21 protein-coding genes and 2 pseudogenes are annotated in these 21,178 nt (G+C 63.8%); 15 read left to right on the top strand and 8 right to left on the bottom strand.

The window, feature by feature from the left end:
- Positions 1-13 precede the first annotated feature (13 nt).
- Both IEX93_RS06525 and IEX93_RS06520 read left to right on the top strand, forming a co-directional pair.
- Positions 14-1,450, top strand: coding sequence for an O-antigen ligase family protein (locus tag IEX93_RS06525; RefSeq protein ID WP_188847417.1), 1,437 nt, complete (start codon positions 14-16; stop codon positions 1,448-1,450).
- The gene (locus IEX93_RS06520) at positions 1,447-1,854 is read left to right on the top strand and encodes a carbohydrate-binding domain-containing protein (protein WP_188847416.1); all 408 of its coding nucleotides are present in this window, start codon (positions 1,447-1,449) and stop codon (positions 1,852-1,854) included. The genes IEX93_RS06525 and IEX93_RS06520 overlap by 4 nt, the downstream gene beginning before the upstream one ends.
- Here IEX93_RS06520 and IEX93_RS06515 read toward each other — a convergent pair.
- Genes IEX93_RS06515 through IEX93_RS06505 form a run of 3 tightly spaced genes read right to left on the bottom strand, consistent with a single transcriptional unit; the run spans position 1,851 to position 4,673 of the window.
- Positions 1,851-2,483 (bottom strand): apolipoprotein A1/A4/E family protein, encoded by a 633-nt coding sequence (locus IEX93_RS06515; protein ID WP_188847415.1) that lies wholly within the window; start codon positions 2,481-2,483, stop codon positions 1,851-1,853. The genes IEX93_RS06520 and IEX93_RS06515 overlap by 4 nt on opposite strands.
- A 9-nt stretch (positions 2,484-2,492) precedes the next feature.
- Complete coding sequence (locus IEX93_RS06510) at positions 2,493-4,109, bottom strand: hypothetical protein (RefSeq protein ID WP_188847414.1); 1,617 nt, start codon at positions 4,107-4,109, stop codon at positions 2,493-2,495.
- Between the two features lie 24 nt (positions 4,110-4,133).
- Positions 4,134-4,673 (bottom strand): hypothetical protein, encoded by a 540-nt coding sequence (locus tag IEX93_RS06505; protein ID WP_229906116.1) that lies wholly within the window; start codon positions 4,671-4,673, stop codon positions 4,134-4,136.
- A 62-nt stretch (positions 4,674-4,735) separates the two neighbouring features.
- Between IEX93_RS06505 and IEX93_RS06500 the strand changes: the two genes are divergently transcribed.
- From IEX93_RS06500 to IEX93_RS06465, 8 genes and pseudogenes are all read left to right on the top strand, one after another.
- The gene (locus IEX93_RS06500) at positions 4,736-6,109 is read left to right on the top strand and encodes a phosphoglucomutase/phosphomannomutase family protein (protein ID WP_188847413.1); all 1,374 of its coding nucleotides are present in this window, start codon (positions 4,736-4,738) and stop codon (positions 6,107-6,109) included.
- Positions 6,110-7,372: an oligosaccharide flippase family protein gene (locus IEX93_RS06495; protein WP_188847412.1), complete on the top strand. Its 1,263-nt coding sequence runs from the start codon at positions 6,110-6,112 to the stop codon at positions 7,370-7,372.
- A complete protein-coding gene (locus IEX93_RS06490; protein ID WP_188847411.1) occupies positions 7,369-8,505 on the top strand; it encodes a glycosyltransferase in 1,137 nt (378 codons plus the stop codon). The genes IEX93_RS06495 and IEX93_RS06490 overlap by 4 nt, the downstream gene beginning before the upstream one ends.
- Positions 8,502-9,620 (top strand): glycosyltransferase family 4 protein, encoded by a 1,119-nt coding sequence (locus tag IEX93_RS06485; RefSeq protein WP_229906115.1) that lies wholly within the window; start codon positions 8,502-8,504, stop codon positions 9,618-9,620. Before IEX93_RS06490 ends, IEX93_RS06485 begins: the two co-directional genes overlap by 4 nt.
- Positions 9,617-9,808 (top strand): hypothetical protein, encoded by a 192-nt coding sequence (locus IEX93_RS06480; RefSeq protein WP_188847409.1) that lies wholly within the window; start codon positions 9,617-9,619, stop codon positions 9,806-9,808. Before IEX93_RS06485 ends, IEX93_RS06480 begins: the two co-directional genes overlap by 4 nt.
- A 1,115-nt stretch (positions 9,809-10,923) precedes the next feature.
- Positions 10,924-12,018, top strand: a pseudogene (locus tag IEX93_RS06475) (glycosyltransferase family 4 protein).
- Between the two features lie 44 nt (positions 12,019-12,062).
- A complete protein-coding gene (locus IEX93_RS06470; protein ID WP_188847408.1) occupies positions 12,063-13,307 on the top strand; it encodes a sugar transferase in 1,245 nt (414 codons plus the stop codon).
- A 2-nt stretch (positions 13,308-13,309) separates the two neighbouring features.
- A complete protein-coding gene (locus IEX93_RS06465; protein WP_188847407.1) occupies positions 13,310-14,125 on the top strand; it encodes a GumC domain-containing protein in 816 nt (271 codons plus the stop codon).
- Here IEX93_RS06465 and IEX93_RS06460 read toward each other — a convergent pair.
- The 4 genes from IEX93_RS06460 to IEX93_RS06445 are packed head-to-tail and all read right to left on the bottom strand — an operon-like array spanning position 14,122 to position 17,158.
- The gene (locus IEX93_RS06460) at positions 14,122-14,352 is read right to left on the bottom strand and encodes a hypothetical protein (protein WP_188847406.1); all 231 of its coding nucleotides are present in this window, start codon (positions 14,350-14,352) and stop codon (positions 14,122-14,124) included. The two genes, IEX93_RS06465 and IEX93_RS06460, sit on opposite strands and share 4 nt — an antisense overlap.
- Positions 14,352-15,575 (bottom strand): vWA domain-containing protein, encoded by a 1,224-nt coding sequence (locus IEX93_RS06455; protein ID WP_188847405.1) that lies wholly within the window; start codon positions 15,573-15,575, stop codon positions 14,352-14,354. Before IEX93_RS06455 ends, IEX93_RS06460 begins: the two co-directional genes overlap by 1 nt.
- Before the next feature lies 1 nt (position 15,576).
- Positions 15,577-15,774 (bottom strand): nucleotidyltransferase domain-containing protein, encoded by a 198-nt coding sequence (locus IEX93_RS06450; protein ID WP_188847404.1) that lies wholly within the window; start codon positions 15,772-15,774, stop codon positions 15,577-15,579.
- Positions 15,764-17,158, bottom strand: a complete 1,395-nt coding sequence (locus IEX93_RS06445) for a sigma 54-interacting transcriptional regulator (RefSeq protein ID WP_188847403.1) — start codon at positions 17,156-17,158, stop codon at positions 15,764-15,766. The genes IEX93_RS06450 and IEX93_RS06445 overlap by 11 nt, the downstream gene beginning before the upstream one ends.
- Before the next feature lie 73 nt (positions 17,159-17,231).
- Here IEX93_RS06445 and IEX93_RS06440 point away from each other — a divergent pair.
- The 5 genes and pseudogenes from IEX93_RS06440 (at position 17,232) to IEX93_RS06420 (ending at position 20,880) form a co-directional block, all read left to right on the top strand.
- Positions 17,232-17,615: pseudogene (locus IEX93_RS06440) on the top strand (HEPN domain-containing protein).
- Positions 17,612-17,980 (top strand): nucleotidyltransferase domain-containing protein, encoded by a 369-nt coding sequence (locus IEX93_RS06435; protein ID WP_188847402.1) that lies wholly within the window; start codon positions 17,612-17,614, stop codon positions 17,978-17,980. Before IEX93_RS06440 ends, IEX93_RS06435 begins: the two are co-directional and overlap by 4 nt.
- Positions 17,981-17,990: 10 nt before the next feature.
- Entirely contained in the window at positions 17,991-18,557 is a 567-nt protein-coding gene (gene hslV, locus IEX93_RS06430) for an ATP-dependent protease subunit HslV (protein WP_188847401.1), read from the top strand.
- A complete protein-coding gene (locus IEX93_RS06425) occupies positions 18,554-19,804 on the top strand; it encodes an ATP-dependent protease ATPase subunit HslU (protein WP_188847400.1) in 1,251 nt (416 codons plus the stop codon). The genes hslV and IEX93_RS06425 overlap by 4 nt, the downstream gene beginning before the upstream one ends.
- Before the next feature lie 11 nt (positions 19,805-19,815).
- Positions 19,816-20,880 (top strand): tetratricopeptide repeat protein, encoded by a 1,065-nt coding sequence (locus tag IEX93_RS06420; RefSeq protein WP_188847399.1) that lies wholly within the window; start codon positions 19,816-19,818, stop codon positions 20,878-20,880.
- A 43-nt stretch (positions 20,881-20,923) separates the two neighbouring features.
- On the opposite strand, the gene tatA is transcribed toward IEX93_RS06420, so the two are convergent.
- Positions 20,924-21,094 carry a twin-arginine translocase TatA/TatE family subunit gene (gene tatA / locus IEX93_RS06415; protein ID WP_188847398.1) on the bottom strand — a complete coding sequence of 57 codons (171 nt, stop codon included), beginning with the start codon at positions 21,092-21,094 and terminating at the stop codon, positions 20,924-20,926.
- Positions 21,095-21,178 lie beyond the last annotated feature (84 nt).

Genomic DNA, 21,178 nt, shown 5'->3' with positions numbered 1-21,178 from the left:
TAGAGTTTACCCCGTGCGTGCCCTGGCCTTGGGTCTTGCCTTAGCACCTTTATTCCCTCCTTTGGCCCTTCTTTCCCTTCTTTTCCTCCCGAGGCTTCGGGGGCTTTCCCGGGGGGGCAAGGTCCTTCTTCTCCTCTACGCCCTTTCCCTCTTGGGGCCCGCCCTTTTCGCCCCGGAGCCTTGGGCCCTGCCCTTGGCCCTGGGCCGGCTCCTTTACGTCCTGGGGCTTCTTGGGGCGGGGGTGGCCCTGGCGGAAAAGGCGCCCAAGGAGGCCATGGCCCCTTTGGGGGTGGGACTTGTTCTCCTTTACCTCACCGCCTTTGGGGCCACCTTCTGGGCCTTCGGGGACAAGGCGGGGGAGGTGCGCCTCATGCACCCCTTCCATAGCCCCGTGGGCCTTGGGCTCATGGGGGCCTTGGGGGTCTTCCTGGCCCTGTACGTGCGCTATCCCTGGCCCTTCCGCCTCCTCTTGGGCCTTCTTGGGGGGGCGGTCCTTTTGCTTTCCGGAAGCCGCGGGGGGATGCTGGCCCTCCTGGTGGGGGGGGGCGGGGGGCTTCTTTTCCGGGGGCGGGGGCTTTGGGCTTTGGGGCTCGGCGGCCTGCTTCTCGCCTTGGCGGCGAGCCTGGACACCCCGGTCTCCGAGCGCTTCTTTGAGGCCCACCTCTCGGGGCGGGAGGGGCTTTGGCTTAGGGCCTACGAGGTCTTTAGCGAGCACCCCTGGACCGGGGTGGGGCCTTATGTGCTGGGGGACTACCTCCGGGGGACCCTTTTCGGGGAGTGCTTTCTCTTTCCCCTCCTCGAGGCCAAGGGCCTTCACTGCTCCGAGGGCCTTAGGCCCTTGGGGGGGTTGTGGCAGTTCGCCCACAACCACCTCCTCCAGGCTTTAGGGGAAAGCGGCCTCCCCGGGGCCTTGGGGCTTCTTTTGCTGGTGGGGGGGTTCTTGGCGGCGGCCTGGGGGGAGGGCCTGCTTTTTACCCTGCTCCTGGCCTACGCCGCCATGGGGATGGTGGACAACCCCTTTAGCGTCCCAAGCCCTTTTCGGGGGGAGGTCTTCTTCCTCGCCGGGGGGATGGCCCTGGCCCGGCGGGACCCCTTCCCGGGGGCCTTGGGGTGGGCGGGGGTTTTGGCTTTGCTTTGGGCCTTGCCCTTCCTCTACCTGGCAAGCCGCCCCGAGCCCCCGCCGCCCCTTTTGGCCTACGCCGTCCTTCCCCGAGAGGGGGTGGGGGTGGTGCGCCTGCTTGGAGGGGAAGGGTACCGGGCCCAGGTGTGGCTTTGCGAGGCCAAGGGGTGCCAGCGCCTGGGATGGGAGTGGAGGGCGGATGGGCCCATCCGCTTCGCCCTTCCCGAAGGGCTTCCCCCGGGGCGCTACCGGCTTCGGGTGGTCCTTTTCAGCCAGCACCGCCTGGCCCTAAGGCCCCGCTACCTCTTAGAGGAGGAGGTGACGCGGTGAGGGGGGCGCTTTACGGCCTCTTCTTCCTGGGGGCCTTGGGGGTTTCCCTCCTCGCTCTCTCCCGGGCCCTTTCCCCAAGGCCCCTCGAGGGGGAGGGGTGTCTTCCCGGGCCCCTTCCCGAGCGGGCGGAGCTTTGGAGCAACGGGGCCATCGCCCTGCCCCTTTGCCGGGAGGCCACCTTGGTCCTGGACCTCGAGGGCACCCCCGCCCAAGGCCAGGGCCCCCACGCCGTGGTGGTGGAGGGAAGCCGTGTGCTTTGGGAAGGGGAGGTCTTGGGCCGGATGACGGTGCGGGTGCGTGTTACGGGGAAGGGCACGGTGGCCCTGGCCTTCACCAACGACCTTTACCAGCCCCCTAAGGACCGGAACCTCTTCCTCCGGGGGCTTCGGGTGGAGCCGCCTTAGCGCAATAGGGAGAGGAGGGCCAGGACCACCCCGATGGCGGTGAAGAGGAGCATGGCCTTGTTGAAGGCGGTGTTGATCTCGGCCTTCACCTCCTGGCGGAGGTGCTCTATCCGCTCTTCCAGCTTGGTTTCTAAGGTTTGGATACGTCCTTCCAGCTTGGTTTCCACGGCTTGAATGCGCTCTTCCAGCTTGGTTTCTACGGTTTGGATACGTCCTTCCAGCTCGGTTTTGGTCTGCTGGATCTGTTCTTCTAGCTTGGCTTCTGCCTGTTGGATCCGTTCTTCCAGCCTGGTTTCAACGGCTTGGATACGCCCTTCCAGCTTGGTTTCTACCTGCTGGATCCGCGCTTCCAGCCTGGTTTCAACGGCTTGGATGCGTCCTTCCAGCTCGGTTTTGGTCTGTTGGATCCGTTCTTCCAGCTTGGTTTCCACCTGCTGGATCCGCGCTTCCAGCTTGGTTTCCAACTGCTGGATCCGCCCCTCCAGCTTGGCCTCCAACCCCTGCATCTCTTCCCGCAGCCCGTCAATCCGCCGGGAAAGATCGTTGATGAGGGGAGGAAGCATCCGGACCGTGGTCTCCACGATCCCTTCCAGCTTCTCCAGGCGCTCCAGCAGGCGGTCTTCCGGCATGGTCTCATTTTAGCGGAGGCTTAGGCCGAAGGAGAAGGAAAGCCCCGTGGTCTCGTCGTACTGCCCCTTGAGGACGTTTTGCGCCCTTAGCTCGTAGGCGAAGCAGCCGTCGTAGTAGCGGAGGGTGGCCCCGTAGCGGGTCAGCCCCTCCCGGTTCAACCCCACCTCGGGGGCGAGCCAGAGGGCCTGGCAGCAGGCGCGGTCCGGCAGGGGCATGGCGTAGACGAGGCGCACCTCTTCGTAGCTTCCCCGCACGTAGGCGGCCCGGAAGGTGCCGAGGCTAGGGTCCTGGAAGCGGCCCTCCAGCCGGTCCAGTCGGTTGCCCAGGGGGTTTTCCAGGGTGTAGGCCAGGCTCAAGGGGCCGTAGCCACCTTCCAGGAAGAGCCTCTGGAACTCGTCCCGGTTCTCGTAGGTGAAGGGCGGGGTCTTCTCCAGGGGCTCAAGCCGCCCGGCGTACCCCGCCCTTAGGACCAGGTCCCCTTCCCGGTAGCCGCCCTCGAGGCTTCCCCCTAGGGCCAGGTAGGCGGGGTATCCGGTGCCCGGGTAGAGGGCCCCCAGGAAGCTGGGGTTTAGCGTGAGGCGGAAGGGGCCTTCCTGAAGGGTGTGGCGGTAGCTTCCTTCTAGCCCCAGGGTCCACCCCTGGCTTTTTCCCGTCTCCGCGTAGCGCAGGAAGGGGCTTAGGGTGAGGCCCTGGAGGCGGAAGGTGGGCCGGTAGCGGGCCTCGAGGCGGGGGGTGTCCTGGTCAGGGGGCGTGGGGGTGGCGGCGAAGTAGAGGTCGTCCCAGAAGGCCCGCACCCCGGCGGCGTACCCGAGCTGCACCTCCGCCCCCTTGGTCCCCTCCCGGAGGCCCAAGACCAAGGCGGCCTCCTCGGTGCCGAGGCCCTTTCCCAGAAGGGTGAGCCGCCTTTCCCAGCGCCCGATTTCCTCCCCCGGCTTGGGCAGGGGAAAGGCCTTTAGGCCAAAGCTTAGCCCCCCGTCCGGGGTGCTTCCAAAGACGAGGGGGCTTTCCAGGGCGGGCCTTCGGTTGGCGTTGGCCCTGGCCTCCCCCAGGGGGATCTCCACCCCCCATAGCCCCAAGGAAGCCTCCCCCAGAAGCTCCCCCGTGGCCACGTCAAAGCGGGCCTCCTCCATGGAAAGGCGGAGATCCTCCCCGCAGGGGCAAGGGGTGGCTAGGAAGCCCTTGAGCTGGGCTTCCTCCCGGGTGAAGCGGGCCTCCTCCGCCTTCACCCGGTAAGCGGGGCTTTCCAGGTAGACCCCTTGGCCCAAAGGGGGGCGTTCCAGAAGGACCTTCGCTGCCCGGGCCTTGAGGCTACCCTTTTCCAGCCGCACTTCCTCGAGGGTTTTCCCCTTAAGCTTTTCCGCCTGAAGCCGCCAGCCCTCGGCCTCGCCCCGGAGATTCTCTCCCTGGAAGCCTTCCCCCTCCTGGTAGCGGAGGAGGGGGGCCTCGAGGTAAAGCCCTTCCCGCTCCAGGCAGGCCCTTCCCTCAAAGACCAGGACCTCGCCGTCGTAGCTCAGGTTTTCCCCGCCTAGGAGGCCTTCCTCGGTCTCCAGGGTGTAGGGCCTTTCCGCGCAAGGCCCCGCTAAGGCAACCCCCAGAAGCAAGGCCCAGCCCCAAAGCCGCTTCATGGGGAAGACGATACCAGAAGGCCTTCAGGGTTTCCACCCCGAGGGGCTTGCGGGATAGGGTGGGGCCTGGTTCCGCCTAAGCTCCACCCGGAAGAGCCGGCTTAGGGTGAGGCTACCCCCGGTGCTTTGCGCCTCCCTTAGAGCGCGGTCCAGCAGGGCGGAAAGCTCCAGAAGCAGATGGTCCTGCCGCGTCTTGGGAACGGGTAGGGCCCCAAAGGTGAGGCAGGCGGCGCTGGGGGTGGGGCAGTGGGGTTCCAGCCAAAGCTTTCCTCCCCGGAAGTAAATCCGCCAGCTTCCCAGGTCCACCCGGTACCCCGCCCGCAGGTGGTCCCGGTATTGTTCGGAAAGCTTCTGCCAAAGCTCCCGGGCTTCCTGGGTCTTGGGGCTTAGGGTGTACCGCCAGGCCGAGGCTCCTTGGGTGGTGACGCTTTGGCTCTTGCTAAGCCGCCAATCCTGGGCCAGGGCCAGCCCACAAAGGGCTATGACGAGGGACAGCCAGCGGATCATCGGAACCCAGATCCCTTCCAGCTTCTCCAGGCGCTCCAGCAGGCGGTTTTCCGGCATGTCTCCATCCTACCCCATCCCGGCTTTAGGGGAGAGGGGGTTCGTGGTATACTCCCTACCCGATGAGTGCCCCCATCCGCTTCGGCACGGAAGGCTTTCGTGGGGTCATCGCCCGGGACTTCACCTTCGCCACGCTGCACCGCCTGGCGGAGGCCTACGGCCGCTATCTCTTGGAAAGGGGCGGGGGGCTTGTGGTGGTGGGGCACGACACCCGCTTCCTTGCGGGGGAGTTCGCCCGGGCCCTGGTCGCCCACCTTTCGGGGATGGGCCTGAAGGTAGCCCTCCTAAAGGGCCCCGTGCCCACGCCTCTCCTTTCCTTCGCCGTGCGTCACCTGGGGGCGGTGGGCGGGGCCATGCTCACCGCAAGCCACAACCCGCCCCAGTACCTGGGGGTGAAGTTCAAGGACGCCACCGGGGGCCCCATCGCCCAGGAGGAGGCCAAGGCCATTGAGGCCCTGGTCCCCGAGGAGGCCTCCCCCAAGGAGGGCCCGGTGGAGACCTTGGACCTCCGGGAGGCCTACTACGAGGCCCTGGCCCGCCTGGTGGACCTAAAGGCCCTGGCCGTTTTCCCCGGCACCCTCTACCACGACAGCATGGGCGGGGCCGGGGCGGGGTTTTTGAAGGGCTTCTTCCGCCACGTGGGGCTGGAGATCCCCGTGAAGCCCCTCCGCGAGGAGCCCCATCCCCTCTTCCACGGGGTGAACCCCGAGCCCATCCCCAAGAACCTGGGGGTGACCCAGGCGGTGATGTCCGCGGAGGCCTCGCCCACCTTCGCCGTGGCCACCGACGGGGACGCCGACCGGGTGGGGGTGGTCCTGCCCGGGGGGGTCTTTTTCAACCCCCACCAGGTCCTCACCACCCTGGCCCTCTACCGCTTCCGCAAAGGGCTTAAGGGGCGGGCGGTGAAGAACTTCGCCGTGAGCTGGCTTCTGGACCGGCTGGGGGAAAGGCTTGGCTTTGGGGTCACCACCACCCCCATCGGCTTCAAGTGGATTAAGGAGGAGTTCCTCAAAGGGGACTGCTTTATCGGCGGCGAGGAGTCCGGGGGCGTGGGGTACCCCGAGCACCTGCCCGAGCGGGACGGGATCCTTTCCGCCCTCTTCCTGGTGGAAAGCGTGGGGGCCACGGGGAAGGACCTGGCGGAGCAGTTTAAGGAGGTGGAGGCCCTTGCGGGCCTCACCCACGCCTACGACCGGCTGGACCTGCCCCTGAAGGCCCCCCTGGACCTTTCCCGCCTGGCCGAGCCCAAGCCCCTTTTGGGCATGACCCCCGTGGGGGTGGACACCCTGGACGGGGTGAAGTGGCTTTACCAGGAGGCCTGGGTCCTCTTCCGGGCCTCGGGGACGGAGCCCGTGCTCCGGATCTACGTGGAGGCCACGGACCCCGGGAAGGTCCAGGGGCTTTTGCAGGAGGCTAGAAGGCTGGTGGAGGGCTAGGTGGCCCCTTGGCGCCTCGTGCGGCGGGCGTTGGGTTCCAACCTGGGGAGGAACCTCTTTTACCTCTACCTGGTCCAGGGGGCCAATTATCTCTTTCCCCTCCTTACCCTCCCTTACCTTTCCCGAGTTTTAGGGCCTGAGGGGTTTGGCAAGCTGGCGCTGGCCCAAGCCTCGGTGCAGTACCTTTACCTGGTTTTGGACTACGGTTTCGGCCTTTCGGCCACCCGGGAGGTGGCCAGGAGCCGACAGGATCCGGCTAGGCTTGGGGAGATCTTGGCCGGGGTTTTTCATGCGCGGCTTTTGCTTGTTCTTCCCACCTTTTTCCTTGCGTTCCTTCTGTATTTCGGTTTTCCCTTCTTCCAAGAGGAGAAGGCCCTTTTCTTTGGAGCCCTACTTGCAGCCCTTGGTCAGGGTTTGAACACGCTTTGGTTTTTCCAGGGCCTCGAGGAGATGCGGGCAGTAGCCCTTCTCGAGGGAAGCATCCGAGGCCTTACCACCTTGGGTATTTTTCTTCTGGTTAGGGACGCTGAAGACCTAGCTTTGCCTCTGTTCCTGCAAGCCTTTGCCGCTTGGATGGTAGGTCTTTGGGGAATGCGATGGGCCTTGGGTAGGGTGTTTTTCCCGGGACTTCGGGGGGGGTGGGCGTGGTTGAGAAGGGGGTTAGGCCTTTTCGCCTACAGTCTCGCCACCCTCTTATACACTTCCCTGAACGTAGCCTTGGTGAGCTTGTTTGTGCCGCCTGGAGCCGTGGGGCATTATGCCGCGGCCGAAAGGCTTGTGCGCCCCTTGGTTAACCTATGGGCTCCTTTGAGCCGGCTCTTTTTCCCCAGGCTCAGCTTCGCCTGGAAGCAGGATCGGAGAGAAGCTTGGCGTTGGGTCCGTTACGGCGGTCTGGCCACGGTAGGGTTGGGCCTGGGGGTTAGTCTTTTTCTTTTTTTGACCAGCCCTTGGCTTGTTCCCTGGTTCTTGGGGCCGGGCTACGAGGATAGCGTTCTTCTGGTTCGGGTTATGTCCCTCTTTTTGCTCCTGAGTTCGGTTTCCAGCTTTTTGGGTATGCAGGTCCTTCTTCCCATGGGGCTGGACCGCCCGTTTCTTTGGCTGACTCTAGGGGCGGGTATGTTTAACATCGTTTTGGGGGCGTTTTTGGTGTGGTGGATGGGAGTTTTGGGCATGGCCTGGGGTATGGTGGTTGTAGAACTCGGAGTAGTTCTCGGGATGTTCTGGGTGCTGGGGCGAACAGGTTTTGGTGGGAGGCGAACGTGAGCTTCGGTCCAGATGTGGCCTTTGTGTTGCCTGCCCTTCAGGGTGGAGGTGTGGAGAGGGTGTATCTGGACCTAGCCAAGGCTTTTCTAACCCGGGGGCTGGCGGTTGACATGGTCTTAGCCAAGGCCGAGGGCCCCTTGCTCCGGGACCTTCCCGAGGGGATTAATTTAGTAGATTTGAATGTACCTCGCCGTTTGCGCCTTGTGCGTGCCTATCCGGCTTTGAGGGATTACTTTGCTCGGCGAAAGCCTAAGGTGGCTATTCCGGTATGGGATTATGTGGACCTTGTTCCCTTGTGGGCGGCGTGGCGTTCGCAGATTCCTTGTCTTTGGGTACTGCATAATACCCCTTCTTACCTCAGGGACGTGCGGGGGCTAAAGGGCAGGGTAGCGGTCTGGGGGGCTAGAAAAGCTCTGCGGGAAGCCCTTTGTCATCCTCTTGCCCGGGTGGGAGCGGTTTCCCTAGGAGTGGCCGAAGCATTTGCCCGCTTTGTTGGGGCGGAGCCATCGCTAATAAAGGTACTCCCCAACCCCTTGGACAGGGGGCGTATCGTGGCGCTAGCAAAGGAGGAGCCGAGCGAACTCCCCCTTGATAAGGGGGAGCCTTTTCTGGTTGCTGTTGGACGGCTTCATTCCCAGAAGGGCTTTGATCTCTTGTTGCGCGCCTACGCCTTTTTAGTAAAGCAGAAACCCTTTTTAGAAGCTAAACTCCTTATCCTGGGCGATGGACCGGAGCGAGCAAAGCTAGAAGCCTTAACCGATCTTCTCGGTCTTTCGAGTAGGGTGTTCTTTTTGGGGTATAGAGCCAACCCCTATCCCTATTTGCGGTTGGCTCGTGGGCTTGTGGTGTCCAGTCGTTATGAGGGCTTGCCTACGGTGATATTGGAGGCCTTAGCCTTAAAGAAGCCGGTTGTGGCCGCGGAGTCTGAGGGAGGGGTAGCTGAGGCCTTGGCCTGGGGAAAATTAGGAATTTTAGTTCCGCGGACGGTGGAAGGTTTGGCTCAAGGTATGGAGCAACTTTTGGTTCGCGGGATGGAGTTGCCAGAGGAGGAATTGGAGGCCCATCTGGAACGTTATTCCTTGGAGAGTGCTGTAAGGGCCTATTTGGAGGTTATGGGGGAGCTATGGGGATGAAGAGGGTCTTGTTCTTGCGCTCTAATCCGATTGATCCAGACCCTAGGGTGGAAAAAGAAGCCAAGGCCTTAGCTGAGGCGGGTTATCAGGTCCGTGTTCTTGGCTGGGATCGTTTAGGTGGTCTTCCTAGAAGAGAAGTCCGCGATTTTGGCGTTATAGAACGTCTACCTGTCAAGGGAGCTTTTGGCACCGGTTTAGCTAATCTTCCTAGCCTTTTGAAGTTTCAACTAACCTTGCTGTGGTATTTGTTGCGTAAAAAGGGCACATATGATGTTTTACATGCTTGCGATTTTGACACCATACTTCCCGCTCTTTTGGTAGGGCGTTTATTTGGCAAAAAAGTTGTTTACGATATCTTTGACTTTTACGCCGATATGTTACGGCGTACACCGACCTGGCTAAAAAAACTTGTGCGCTTTGTGGACCTTAAAGTAATAGGGTGGGTAGATGCTGTCATTTTGGCGGATGAAGCGAGAAAGGAGCAAATTCGTGGATCAATTCCTAAACGGCTCGTCTTCATTTACAACTCTCCAGATGTTTCATATGTGTGCCCTGCGCCCCCACCACCCCCGCCGTTAAGGATTGTGTATGTAGGCTTACTGCAGGTGGAGCGCGGTATACTAGAAGTTTTACGTGTATTAGAGAGACATCCCGATTGGGAATTGGATTTAGCTGGCCTTGGCGGAGATGAAAAAGTGATTGCTCAGAAGGCAAAGGGCATGTCAAATGTTCGATTTCATGGACGCGTCCCTTATGCTAAGGCACTAGAGCTTTCTTGCCAAGCCCATGTGCTTTTTGCGACTTATGACCCCTCTATTCCTAATCATCGCTTTTCTAGTGCTAACAAGCTATTTGAGGCTATGGCTTTGGGAAAGCCCATAATAGTAGCCCGTGATACGGGCATGGATCGTCTTGTGAAGGAAAATGGATTGGGTTTTGTAGTAGATTATGGATCTTTAGAACAACTAGAGGCGGCTTTTCGCGAGGTGGAGGCTTGGTCCTTAGAAGAGCGAAGTTCTTTTGCTCAAAGGGTTCGGCTTTTATATGAAGAAAAGTTTGCTTGGGAGCGCATAAAGGAAAGGTTGGTAGAACTTTATGGTGAATATTTGCGATGATTCTTGTTTTGGGGCTGAGATTTGTTTCAGTCTTGTTTGTTTTTCGGGCTCTGGCGGAGGGAATACTTCGGGCGTTGGAGAAAGGGGCGGTTCCCGTTTACCCGAAGGAGCTGGAGTTCCCCTTTATTGCCCGACGTTTTGCGGTGTGGTACGAGAAGGTAAGGGGGAAGGGTGTTGCGGATCAGTGAGTCCTGGATCCTCTTTCTGTTCTGGACGGGCTTAGCTCTTGGGGTTAGGGGGGTCGCCCTAGTAGCTACTCATCTTTACTCGCTTTGGGCCGGTTTTGGAGGGTTTTACCCTTTGGCCTCAGGGGCGGACGATCGCTTTTATTTTGAAGTGGCCCGGAGGATGGCGGCGGGGGATTGGGGGGAGGTTTCTTTGCCCAACGCCTATCCGGTTTTTCTCGCTTTGTTTTTTAAGCTCGTGGGTCCCAGTTTGTTTTTGGGTAAGCTGCTCAATGTTGTGCTGGGTGCTTTAGGGGTGGGCGTAGGGGTTCTTTTAGCCGAGCGTCTTGCTCCTTGGTCTGGCCCTAGATGGTCGCTGCTCCGACCCGCTAACCTAGCGGGGATTACCCTGTCCTTTTATCCTTCGGCGGTTTTTTATAGCACGCAGCTTCTTAAGGACCCTGGGGTTTGGTTTTTAGGGTTGCTGTTGCTTTACGTTTCCCTGGACCTGTGGAAAGGTTTCTCTTGGAGGGTGATGCTGGTATTCTTTGGGGCGTCCCTTCTCCTTTGGGCCTTGCGTCCCTATGCGGTTTTGGCTATTTGGATTGCCCTGGGAGCTTTTGCCCTTTTTAAGAGGGTGCGTTGGGAGGTGGTTGGAGCCTTATTCCTCGTGGCTTTAGTGGCGCCCTGGCTTTTGGGGTGGGGTGTTTTGGGGTGGAACTACCTTGCTCCCCTCTTAAGCCCTGAACATTTAGCCCGTATGCGGGAGGAGGTTTACGGTATAGGGGGGAGTTCTTTGGGGCTTCAACTGGATCCCTCGCATCCCCTAAGCTTTTTTCTGGTCTGGGGGTATAGCTTTGTGACGGTGTGGCTTGGACCGTTTCCCTGGCAGGTGGACGCTCCCCTGGAGGCTATAGCTTTCTTTGAGACGGTGTATATCTTGCCCTGGATTGCTCCCGCCCTTGTGGGCCTGCCCCGCCTGTGGAGACCAGGTCCTTCAGAGTTCCTCCTTATTTATGCGCTAGTTTTGGGTGCAGGGATAGGGCTTTTTAGCGATAACCTTGGGGCCAACACAAGGCTTCGTCTTCTCGTTTGGGCGGCGATTCTGCTTTACGGGGCTTTACACCTAGGGGGGCGGCGTGCGCATCCTTTACCTCATCACCCGCGCTGAGCCAGGGGGGGCCCAGGTCCACCTTTTGGAACTCCTGAAGGCCTTCCGGGACCGGGCGGAGCTCCACCTGGGGGTGGGTCTGGACCGGGACGGCTTCCTGGTGGAGGAGGCGAGGGCCTTGGGGGTGGAGGTGCACCTTCTAAAGCACCTCGTCCAACCGGTGCGTCCTGGGCGGGACCTCTTGGGTTTTTGGGAGGTGAGGGACCTTGTGGCCAAGGTCAGGCCCCATCTGGTCCACGCCCACTCCTCCAAGGCGGGGGTCTTGGGGCGGCTTGCGGCGCGAAGCCTTGGGGTAAAGAGCGTCTTCACCGCCCACGGCTGGGCCTTTACCGATGGGGTGGGCCCGGGGCGAAAGGCTTTGGCCCTGGCTTTGGAGCGCCTGGCGGGGCGGGTGGGGGATTTGGTCCTCGCGGTCTCAGAGTACGACCGGGCGCTCGCCCTCCGCTACCGGGTGGTACCCCCGGAGCGGGTCCGGGTGGTTTGGAACGGGGTGCCCGACACCCCCTTGAGGGCGGATCCCGCCAGGCACCCCCCGAGGCTCGTCATGGTGGCGAGGTTTGCCCCCCAAAAGGACCACGCCCTCCTCCTTAGGGCCCTGGCAGGGCTCAAAAACCTCCCTTGGACGCTGGACCTGGTGGGGGAAGGGGCCCTTCTTCCCGAGATCCAGGCTCTTTCGGAAACCCTGGGGCTTTCCGGGAGGGTGCGGTTTTTGGGAAAGCGGCGGGACGTGGACCGGGTTTTGGCCGAGGCCCAGGTTTTCGTTTTGGCCTCCAGGTAGGAAGGGTTACCCCTTACGGTGCTGGAGGCCATGCGGGCCGGGCTTCCCGTGGTGGCCACGGACGTGGGCGGGGTGGGGGAGGCGGTGGTGCATGAGGAGACAGGTTTTCGGGTGCCCCGGGGGGATGAGGGGGCTTTGCGGGAGAGGCTTAGGGTTATCCTGGAAAACCCTTCGCTCAGGAGGGAAATGGGCGCTAGGGGGCGAAAACGGTACGAGGCCTTCTTCACCCTAGAGCGGATGCTTCGCGGGGTCTGGGAGGCTTACCAAGAGGTCTTGGGCGCCTAAGGTGGCCGGGGTTTTCATGCCCCTTTCACGCCTTTACTGGTAGGATGAAGGCCATGGGCGTTTTGGAGCTACGCCTCCCCTATCGCCTGGTCAAAACCCGCTCCCTCCCGGCCCTGGTCCTAGGACTAAGTCTTCTTCCGCCCCTGATGGCCGCCCTTTGGGTCTTCGGCCCGCCCCCTTGGCGCGGGGAGGTGTGGGGGCTTGTGGGGCTTACCGTGCTTACCCACCTCCTGGCCTTCGTGGCCACCGATCGGATGGCCCGCTACCCCGGGCGGGAGGTGTGGGGGCTGGTGGCCTTTAACCTGCTTCTCTTCACCCTGCTTTTGGTGGCGGTCCTGGCCATGGGGCGGCTCTATTATTCCCGGCTTTTCCTCCTTTCGGCTACCCTGCTTGCTTTCTTAGCCCTCCTCCTCTACCTGCGCCACCTACCTCCGGCCCGGCTGGCCCTGGTGCCGGGGGGCATGGGGGATTGGTTAAGGCAGAGCCTGGGGCGGGAACTCCATCCCTTGGCGAGCCTCGAGGAGGCCGAAGGGGTGGTGGCGGACCTCCACCACTTAGACCCCAGGGCCCTTCCCCTTTTGGCCGAGGCCTCTTTGCGGGGTATCCCCATCCTGCACGCCGCCACGGTTTACGAGGGCTACACGGGCCGGGTGCCCCTGGAGCCCGGGCTTAGTGAGGGGCTTTCGGCCCTGGCGGAGCGGGACCTGGGCCTTTACCCCCTCTTCAAGCGGGCCTTTGAGGTGGGGCTTGTGGTGCTTTTTTCCCCTTTGATCTTTCTTATCGGGCTTGGCGTAGCCCTTCTCGTCTACCTGGATCTGGGCCGGCCCGTCCTCTTCGCCCAGGAGCGGGTGGGGCTTGGGGGGAGGCCCTTTCTCGCCTACAAGTTCCGCACCATGCGGGGGGCTCCTCGGGAGGGGGCCTACGCCGGGGAGGAGGAGGGGCGGATCACCCCCTTGGGGCGCTTTCTCAGGCGCTACCGCTTGGATGAGCTGCCGCAGTTTTGGAACATCTTAAGGGGCGATATGAACCTGATCGGCCCCAGGCCCGAGCAGAGGGTTCTGGCGGAGGTCTACGCCCGGGAGATCCCCCTTTACGCCCTAAGGCACGCCGTGCGCCCGGGGCTTACCGGCTGGGCCCAGGTGCAGCAGGGCTACGCCGAGGGGAAGGAGGAGACCCTGGTGAAGCTGAGCTACGACCTCTATTACATCAAGCACCTTTCCTTTTGGCTGGATTTAAGGATCCTTTTTAAGACCTTTTGGGTCCTCCTCACGGGGTTTGGGGCCAAGTAAGTATGGAGCGGGAGGTTACCCTATTGGACCTGCTACAGGCTTTAAGGCGGGCCTGGGTGGGGCTTTTTCTTGTGGCCTTGGGCGTGGGTCTTGGGGTGTACGCGGTGAGCCTTTCCCTGCCCAAGCGGTACGTTTCCCAAACCCTGGTCTTCCTGGATGTGGCCCCTCTTTCCCTAGGCTTACCCGAGCTTGTGCCTGCCTTGGGGGAGGATAAGGGCGGGCAGGCCTCGTCTTCCCGAGAAGAAGCCCTTTTGGGAGCCCTTGTGCACGCTTTGGAGCTTACCCTCCCTGGTTTGGTTGCCTCCACAGGGGAGCGGCTCGGCTCCTTCGCCCGGGTGGACTGGGACAGGGAGCGGCGGGTTCTTGCCCTCGAGGCCTTGGCCCCCACGCCCGAAGAAGCCCGGGAGCGGGCGGAACGCCTTAAGCAGGAAGCCCTAGGCTTCCTTAGGGCCCAGGTGCGGGAGGCGTACAGGGAGGTTTTGGCTGCAGAGCGCCTTCGGGCCGAGGAGGAGGCCTCCTTTTGGCAGAAGGCCCAGGATAGGTTGTCAACTTCCTCTTCGCCCGTTTCCCCGGGGGTCCTGGCCATGGTGGCCTACCTGGAAACCTTGGCGGAGGTCCGCCAATCATGGCTTCAGGCGCTTTTGGAAGTGGACGGGGCCTTGGACCGCCTCCTCGTGGCCCAGGTGCTTGTGCCCCCCACCCTTCCTGAAAGGCCCGTGGCTCCAAGGCCCCTTCACTACGGGGTTTTGGCGGCTATGAGCGTTTTGCTCTTCGGGGTCCTTGGGGTCTTCCTGCGGGAGCTTCTGCGCTCGGCCTAAGGGGGGTTCTGGGTCGTTTCGGCCAGGGCGGTTTCCACCTCCGCCATGTAGCGGTCCCAGGGGAGGAGGACGTAGCCCCTCTCCCCCCGGGCGGCGTAGTAGGGGAGGTTCAGGGAGAGGGGGGTCCGCACCTCGGGGTAGGCCCGCACCAGGGCGGGGAGGGGCTTTGGGTGGACCCTGGGCCCACGCAGGCGCTTTAGAAGAAGGCTTAGCCTAAGGGGGCGCATCAGTTCCTCCGCACCTTCTTGTTGAGGAAGTCCAGGAGGAGGTACTTGCCGATGTTCCGGGGGCTCGTGAGGTAGGCCTTCCCCCGGGTGATCTGGGAAAGCTTCTTCACGAAGGCCAAAAGCTCGGGCTCCCGGGCCAGCATGAAGGTGTGGATGGGGATCCCCTCCCTCCGGGCCAGGGTGGCCTCCTTGAGGGTCTCGGCCAGGATCAGGGGGTCCAGGCCCCAGGCGTTTTTGTAGACCTCCCCGCTGGGGAGGGTGAGGGCCGAGGGTTTGCCGTCGGTGATGAGGATGATCTGCTTCATCTCCCCGCCCATCTTCCTGAGGAGGGTGCGGGCGAGCTCCAGCCCCGCCTTGGTGTTGGTGTGGTAGGGCCCCACCTGGGCCAAGGGGAGCTTGGAAAGGGGGATCTCCTCAGCGGTATCGTGGAAGAGGACGAAGCGGACCCCATCCCCGGGGTACTGGGTGCGGATGAGGTGGGCGAGGGCGAGGGCCACCTTCTTGGCGGGGGTGAAGCGGTCCTCCCCGTAGAGGATCATGGAGTGGGAGCAGTCCAGGAGGACCACGGTGCTCATGCTGGCGGTGTACTCGGCGAGGTCCATCACCAGATCCTCATGGCGGAGGTTCTCCAGGCCCTTGGCCACCGCCTTCTTAAGGGTCTCGGGGACGTTTAGGTCCAGGGGGTCCCCCCACTCCCAGGGCTTGGTCTCCCCGGTCTTCTCCACCCCGGGGGCGTGGTGGGGGGTGGGGTGGAGGCCCGGGGGGTTTCGGCCTAAGGCGCCGAGGAGCTCCCTGAGGCTTTTTAGCCCCAGGAAGTCCGAGGCTTTCTCCGTGAGCTCAAACCGGGCCTCCCCCGCCTCCCCCCGGTACCCGCCTTGGGCGGGGTCCCTAGGGTCCTCCCCGGGAAGGCGGAGGTACCCGGCCTCCTGGAGCTTCCAGATCATCCCCTGGATGGCCTGGTAGAGCCTGGTTTCCTCCTTGCGGTTGGCGAAGCGGGCCTCCCTGAGCCAGTCCTCGGGGACGAGTTCGTTCTTTAGGAGGGCCTGGAGGAGGGCGTCGTAGAGGTCCTCGAGGGTGGGCTGGCGGTCGGGGTCGGGGTCGTAGCGCTGGAAGGGGTCGGAAAACCCCGAGTCCAGGAGGAAGTCCTCAAGAAGGCTCAGGATCTCCTCGGCGGAAAGCTCCTCCAGGCTTCCCTCGTAGCGGCTATAGCGGATGGCCTTCATCCTAACCTCCCCAGCACGCGCTCCATGTGAGGTCCCGAAGGGGGGTGGGGGCGAGGAGGGCTAAGTCCAGGTCCGAGGCCCGCCCGCCCTCCCCCCGGGCGAAGGAGCCGAAGAGAAAAAGCCGCGTTCCCGTGCCCTCGGGGTAGGGCCTAAGGGCCCCTAGGACCGCCTCCTTGTCCCGCTCCAGGCTAGTTGCCATAGCTCCTCGGCCGTTCCGCCGCCTGGTAGCTGGCCTCCCCCCGGGCGAGCTTCCTCCGGCCCACCAGGCCCTCCAGGACGAACTCCCCGGCGGAGAGGAGGAGCTCGGGGGTTTCCCCTTCCGCTAGGGTCCGGGCGGCCTCCAGGAGGCCCGGGACCTCCTCCATGGCGGCCAAAGCGCCTTCCAGGTCCCCCTCGGGGAGGGTGAGGAGGTTCCCCTCCTCAAAGTAGGCCACGATGGGCTCGGTCTTCAGGCGGTAGCGGGGGAGGACCAGGCCGAAGGCCCTCTGGACGATCTCCCTGGCCACCCTTTCCGCCCCCTGGAGCTCCCCCTCGTACTCCAGCTCCAGCTTCCCGGTGATGGCGGGAAGCCCCTGGTAGAGGTCCAAGGGCCTCGCCACGGGCCTTCCCCCGTGGAGGAGGGCCCGCCTTTCGGCGCTTGCCGCCACCACCTCCAAGAGGCTGATGGAAAGGCGCTGGGAGACCCCCGCCGTCTGGTCCACCCGCCGGTCCTCCCGGGCGGCGAAGGCCACGGCCTCCACGGAAAGCCGCACCCACTCGGGGATGAGGACCCCTTCGGGGACGTAGGCCTCCTGGGCGCTGATCCGCATGCCCTCCTCCAGGCTTTTCGGGTAGTGGGTGCGGATCTCGCTCCCGATCCGGTCCTTGAGGGGCGTGACGATCCGGCCCCGGGCGGTGTAGTCCTGGGGGTTGGCGGTGAAGACGAGCCACACGTCCAGGGGAAGCCGGATGGGGTAGCCCCGGATCTGGATGTCGCCCTCCTCGAGGATGTTGAAAAGGGCCACCTGCACCTTGGGGGCGAGGTCGGCGAGCTCGTTCACGGCGAAGATCCCCCGGTTGGCCCTGGGGAGGAGGCCGAAGTGGATGCTCTCCAGATCCGCCATCCCCGTCCCCCGCCTGGCTGCCTTAATGGGGTCCATGTCCCCGAGGAGGTCGGCCACGGTGGTGTCGGGGGTGGCGAGCTTCTCCACGTACCGCTCCTCCCGGCTAAGCCAGACGATGGGGGCATCGTCCCCGGCCTCCTCCAAAAGGCGCCTCCCCTCGGGGGAGATGGGAAAGAGGGGGTTGTCGCGAAGCTCCGTGGCGAGGGCGGGGATCTCCTCGTCCAGGAGGCTTGTGAGGCTCCGCAGGATCCGGCTTTTCGCCTGGCCCCGGGTGCCCAGGAGGATGAAGTTCTGCTTGGCCAGGATGGCCTGGACCAGGGCGGGGATCACCGTGTCCTCGTAGCCGTGGATGCCCGGGAAAAGCCTTTCCCCCCGCTTTAGCTTCTCCCGGAGGTTCTCCCGGGCCTCGTCCTTCACGGTGCGGCGGAGCTTTTCCAGGGGGTAGGTGCGCTTGAGTTCGCCTAGGGTCTTGGCCTTCACCCTTACCAGTCTAGGGGAAGGGGTGGGCGGGGTGTGTGCCCTGGATTCCCCTGGAGCGTGGGATAATAAGGGGGTGAACCGGGCCCGGGACTGGCTGGAGCAGGCGAGGCACAACCTACGCCACGCCCAGGGAAGCTTGGGCCTAGGCGACTACGCCTGGGCCTGCTTCGCCGCGCAACAGGCTGCCGAGGCCGCCCTCAAGGGGCTCCATTTGGCTCGGGGCTAGGTGGCCTGGGGTTACTCCATTCTAGACCTCCTGGCCGAGCTTCCAAAGGATGTGGACGTACCCGAGGACCTGGTGGAAGCTGCCAAGGTCCTGGACAAGTACTACATCCCCACCCGCTATCCCGACGCCCACCCGGCGGGCCCTGCCGCTCGGCACTACACCCGCCTCGAGGCTGAGGAGGCCCTGGACCTGGCCCAGAGAATCCTGGCCTTTGTGGAGGAAAAGCTTTGACCCGTGTCTTCCGCTTTGACCTCGAGGCCCGCCTCAAGGAGGTGGCCGAGGCGGCGCGGGCCTTGGGGGAGCGCCCCGAGGTCCTCGCCGTGGTCCTCTTCGGTTCCCTGGCCCGGGGGGAGGCCACCGCCATGAGCGACGCCGATCTCCTTGTCCTCCTCCGGGACACCCCTCTTTCCTTCCCCGAAAGGCTCGTGCGCTACCGCCCGGAAGGGGTGCGCCGGGTGGAGGTCTTCCCCTACACCTTGCGGGAGGCCGAGGAGGGCCTCAAGGGAGGGTTCGGCGTGGTCCCGGCCGCCTTTAGGGAGGGGCGGGTCCTCTTTGAGCGGGAGGGGGCTTGGGAGGCCCTCCGCCGCCTAGCCTAACGCCCTTCTCATGCCTCGAGGGTATCTTGGCGGCGTGGAGATCCACGGCACCACCATCCTCGCCGTGCGCAAAGACGGGGTCACCGCCCTCGCCGGGGACGGCCAGGTGACCTTCGGCCAGACCGTCCTCAAGCGGGGGGCGGTGAAGGTGCGGAGGCTAGAGGTGGGGGAGGGCGTCCTGGTGGGCTTCGCCGGGGGCGTGGCCGACGCCATGGCCCTTTTGGAGCGCTTTGAAGAGAGGCTTAGGGAGGCCAAGGGAAACCTCCTTAGGGGGGCGGTGGAGACGGCCAAGTTCTGGCGTACCGACCGGGTCCTCCGCCACCTTCAGGCCATGATCATCGCCGCCGACCGGGAGAACATGGTCCTCCTTTCGGGAAGCGGCGAGGTCATCGCCCCCGAGGAGCCCCTTTTGGCGGTGGGCAGCGGGGGGCCCTACGCCCTCGCCGCCGCCAAGGCCCTTTACCGGCACACGGGGCTTTCCGCCAAGGAGATCGCCGAAGAGGCCCTTAGGATCGCCGCCGAGGTGGACCTCTACACCTCGGGGGAGATCACCGTCTTAACCCTGGAGGCCCGATGAACCTGACCCCTGCTGAGATCGTAAGGGAGCTTTCCAAGCACATCGTGGGCCAGGAGGCGGCCAAGCGGGCGGTGGCCGTGGCCTTGAGGAACCGCTACCGCCGCAAGAAGCTTCCCCCCGAGATCGCCCGGGAGGTGACCCCCAAGAACATCCTCATGATCGGGCCCACGGGGGTGGGGAAGACGGAGATCGCCCGCCGCCTCGCCCGCCTGGCCGGGGCGCCTTTCGTGAAGGTGGAGGCCACCAAGTTCACCGAGGTGGGGTACGTGGGCCGGGACGTGGACTCCATCGTCCGGGACCTGGCGGAGGCCAGCTACCAGCTCGTCCTGGAGGAGATGAAGAAGAAGGTGGAGGAAAAGGCCCTGGCCCTCGCCGAGGAGGAGCTCGCCACCCTGCTTCGCACCTCGGTGGCCGAGGTCCGCTCGGGCCGCCTGGACGGCCACTTCGTGGAGGTCCAGGTGGAGGAGGAGGTGGCCCTCCCCTTCATGGGGGTCTTGGGGGGCGAGGCCTTCGGGGGCATGGGGGAGATGCTCAAAGGCCTCCTCCCCAGGCGCCCGGTGCGCCGCCGCATGACCGTGCGGGAGGCCCGGGAGGCCCTGAAGAACCAGCACGCCGAGCGCCTCATAGACAAAGAGGAGCTCAAGGAGGAGGCGAGGCGCCGCGCCCAGGAGGAGGGCATCGTCTTCATTGACGAAATAGACAAGGTGGCCCGCCGGGAAGGCACCGTGGGCCCCGACGTCTCCGGGGAAGGGGTGCAGCGGGACCTTCTGCCCATCGTGGAGGGGACGGTGGTCTCCACGAGGATCGGCCCCATCTCCACGGAACACGTCCTCTTCATCGCCGCCGGGGCCTTCCACGTGGCCAAGCCCTCGGACCTGATTCCCGAGCTCCAGGGGCGGTTTCCCATCAGGGTGGAGCTTTCCCCCTTGGGCCCCGAGGAGTTCTACCGCATCCTCAAGGAGCCGGAAAACTCCCTCATCCGCCAATACACGGAGCTCCTCAAGGCCGACGGCACCGAGCTCGTCTTTGAGGACGAGGCCCTTTGGGCCATCGCCCAGGCGGCCCACCGGGCGAACCAAGAGCTGGAGGACATCGGGGCCCGGAGGCTCGCCACCGTCTTGGAGAAGGTTCTGGAGGAGGTCAGTTTCCAGACCGACCTAGGCCGGGTGGAGATCACCCGGGCCTATGTGGAGAAGCGGCTTGCGGAGGTCTTCGCCTCGCCGGACCTCACGCGGTACGTGCTGTAGGAGGGTAGGAGATGCGTTGGTTCTTAGTGGCGCTGAGCCTTGGGACGATGCCGGTTCTGGCCCAAAACCCTTCCCCGCCCGCCCAGGTGGCCGAGCAGAACCCCTTGCGGCTTGGGGTGGAGCTTTACGCCCTGGGGCAGTACGAGGCGGCGCTGAGGGTTTTGGAGCGGGCCTTGAAGGAGAACCCCGGGGACCCGGACACCCTCTACTGGATGGCCCGGGCCCAGCTCAAGGTGGGGCTTCTCAACCCCGCTTTGGAAAACGCCAAGGAGCTGGTGGCCAAGAACCCCCGGTACATCGGGGGGTACATGGTGCTGGCGGAGGCCTACGTGGCCCTCTACCGGGCCTCGGGGGACCGGGAACGGGGCCGGGACTACCTGAACCAGGCCCTTTCCGTCCTGCGGGACGCCGAGCGGGTTAGCCCCCGGTATGCGCCCCTTTTCGCCCAGCGGGGGGTGGTCTACCTTTACCTGGGGGACCTGGACCGGGCCGAGGAAGCTTTCCGGCGGGCCTTGGCCCTGGAGGACACCCCCCAGGTCCGCTCGGCCTTGGCCGAGGTTTACCTGGCCAAAGGCGACCTGGATCGGGCCCTGGCCGAGTACGCCAAGGCCTTGGAGAAGGCGCCCAAGGATACCTCCCTTAGGGTCCGCTACGCCACGGCCCTTCTCCTTAAGGGGAGGGCGGAGGAAGCGGCGCGCCTTTTGGAGGAAGGGCACAAGCTTAGGCCCCTGGACGCCGAGGGCTGGTACACCCTGGGCCAGGCCTACATGGCCCTGAAGCGGTTCAAGGAGGCCGGGGTGGCCTTGGAGAACGCCGTGGCCCTGGCCCCCTTGCGCTTCCCCGCCGCCTACTACTACCTGGGCCAGGTGTACCTGGCCTTGGGGGATGCCCAGAAGGCCAAAAGCCGCCTCACGGTGGCGGTGCGCCTCGAGCCCAGGAAGGCGGAGTACCGCTACCAGCTGTGTCTAGCCAACGAGAAGCTAGGGGACAAGGAAGGAGCCCGCTACCAGTGCCAGGAGGCCCTTAAGCTAAAGCCCGGCTATAAGGAAGTGGAGGAAGTGCTCAAACGCCTTTAGGACTAAGCGCCTCCCGCCCCCGGCCCAGAGGCCGGGGGTTTGGCTAGGCCTTAGGCTCTTCCTGTTTTTCCTTCGCGTCCCCTTCCTGGAGGCCTTTTTTGAACTCCCGGGCCGACTGGCCGATGCCCCGGGCCAGCTCCGGAAGCTTCTTGGCACCGAAAAGGAGGAGGACGATGAGGAGGATGAGGAGGATCTCCAGCGGACCTAAGTGCATGAGGACATCTTAACACCAGGACTTTACCCACATCTCCGTTTCGTGGTAAATCTCCCCTTGCGGGCGCAGCCCGTATCTGGTACC

It is taken from the genome of Thermus composti (assembly GCF_014647535.1).
In the GTDB taxonomy this organism is placed as follows: domain Bacteria; phylum Deinococcota; class Deinococci; order Deinococcales; family Thermaceae; genus Thermus; species Thermus composti.
The sequence above is the reverse complement of the archived record's forward strand: the minus strand, read 5'-3'. Positions and strand labels throughout refer to the sequence as shown.

Coding starts and splice junctions, on each gene's coding strand:
- IEX93_RS06425 (WP_188847400.1), top strand. CDS start 18,554: ATGAACCTGACCCCTGCTGAGATCGTAAGGGAGCTTTCCAAGCACATC.
- IEX93_RS06420 (WP_188847399.1), top strand. CDS start 19,816: ATGCGTTGGTTCTTAGTGGCGCTGAGCCTTGGGACGATGCCGGTTCTG.
- hslV (WP_188847401.1), top strand. CDS start 17,991: ATGCCTCGAGGGTATCTTGGCGGCGTGGAGATCCACGGCACCACCATC.
- tatA (WP_188847398.1), bottom strand. CDS start 21,094: ATGCACTTAGGTCCGCTGGAGATCCTCCTCATCCTCCTCATCGTCCTC.
- IEX93_RS06465 (WP_188847407.1), top strand. CDS start 13,310: ATGGAGCGGGAGGTTACCCTATTGGACCTGCTACAGGCTTTAAGGCGG.
- IEX93_RS06515 (WP_188847415.1), bottom strand. CDS start 2,483: ATGCCGGAAGACCGCCTGCTGGAGCGCCTGGAGAAGCTGGAAGGGATC.
- IEX93_RS06455 (WP_188847405.1), bottom strand. CDS start 15,575: ATGAAGGCCATCCGCTATAGCCGCTACGAGGGAAGCCTGGAGGAGCTT.
- IEX93_RS06480 (WP_188847409.1), top strand. CDS start 9,617: ATGATTCTTGTTTTGGGGCTGAGATTTGTTTCAGTCTTGTTTGTTTTT.
- IEX93_RS06470 (WP_188847408.1), top strand. CDS start 12,063: ATGAAGGCCATGGGCGTTTTGGAGCTACGCCTCCCCTATCGCCTGGTC.
- IEX93_RS06450 (WP_188847404.1), bottom strand. CDS start 15,774: ATGGCAACTAGCCTGGAGCGGGACAAGGAGGCGGTCCTAGGGGCCCTT.
- IEX93_RS06505 (WP_229906116.1), bottom strand. CDS start 4,673: ATGCCGGAAAACCGCCTGCTGGAGCGCCTGGAGAAGCTGGAAGGGATC.
- IEX93_RS06500 (WP_188847413.1), top strand. CDS start 4,736: ATGAGTGCCCCCATCCGCTTCGGCACGGAAGGCTTTCGTGGGGTCATC.
- IEX93_RS06485 (WP_229906115.1), top strand. CDS start 8,502: ATGAAGAGGGTCTTGTTCTTGCGCTCTAATCCGATTGATCCAGACCCT.
- IEX93_RS06510 (WP_188847414.1), bottom strand. CDS start 4,109: ATGAAGCGGCTTTGGGGCTGGGCCTTGCTTCTGGGGGTTGCCTTAGCG.
- IEX93_RS06460 (WP_188847406.1), bottom strand. CDS start 14,352: ATGCGCCCCCTTAGGCTAAGCCTTCTTCTAAAGCGCCTGCGTGGGCCC.